The 796-nt window shown below is 65.2% G+C and carries 2 protein-coding genes; both read right to left on the bottom strand.

Annotated elements, in window-relative coordinates; translation table 11 throughout:
• Positions 1 to 237, bottom strand: a 237-nt coding sequence (locus AC1D00_RS43565) for an NUDIX hydrolase (protein WP_477014992.1), incomplete at its 3' end; no start/stop codon positions are given.
• A gap of 4 nt (positions 238 to 241) precedes the next feature.
• On the bottom strand, positions 242 to 796 hold a 555-nt coding region (locus AC1D00_RS43560; protein WP_477014991.1), incomplete at its 5' end, for a dihydrodipicolinate synthase family protein.

Below are 796 nucleotides of genomic sequence, written 5' to 3'. Positions count from 1 at the left end.
GGCAATACGGAAACCGCGCTCCGCTTCGCTGAGGCCCTCGCCGCCCGAATACAGGTCGGCGCGAGCGACGATCTCGTTGTCGCCGGCATCGACGCTGCCGCCGGGAAACACCAGCGCGCCCGAGTTGAACTCGATCTGATGATGGCGGACCATCATGAAGACCTCGACTTCCTTCGCGGCGCCATCGCGCAGCAGGAGGATCGTCGACGCCGGGCGTGATGCTGATGTCTCGCCCATTCAACTAACCTGCGGCGCTGGATTGCGGCTGGAGATTGGCGCGCTTGTCGACCTTCGCCACGCGCGACAGCAGATACTCGACCTCGGCCTTCGCCGTCGCCGTCATCGTCGCGCCGGGCTTGCGCTGCGCGCTGGAGGCGATGATGCCGCGCTTCTGGAGCACGTGTTTGCGCACGGCGAGGCCCGCGCCCGGCTGCTGCTCGTAACGGATCAGCGGCAGATGCGCGTCGAACAGATCATGCGCGGCATCGCGCTTGCCGGCCTTGGAGAGGTTCACGACGTCGATCAACAACTCGGGGAACGCATAGCCGGTCATGGCACCGTCGGCGCCGCGCTCCATCTCGAAATCGAGGAACGTGCCGCCATTGCCGCAGAGGATCGAGAGCGGGCGGAGCGAGCCGTCCTTCTGGAAGCCGCGCAACGTGGTGATCTTCTCCAGTCCCGGCCAGTCCTCGTGCTTGAGCATCACGCAGTTCGGATTGTCCATGACGATCTTGCGGATCACGGCCGGCGTGAACACCACCTGCAAGGTCAGCGGATAGTCCTGAAGCACCCAGGG

It is taken from the genome of Bradyrhizobium sp. P2_E8, from assembly GCF_056403875.1.
This window is presented reverse-complemented; position numbering and strand designations above follow the sequence as displayed.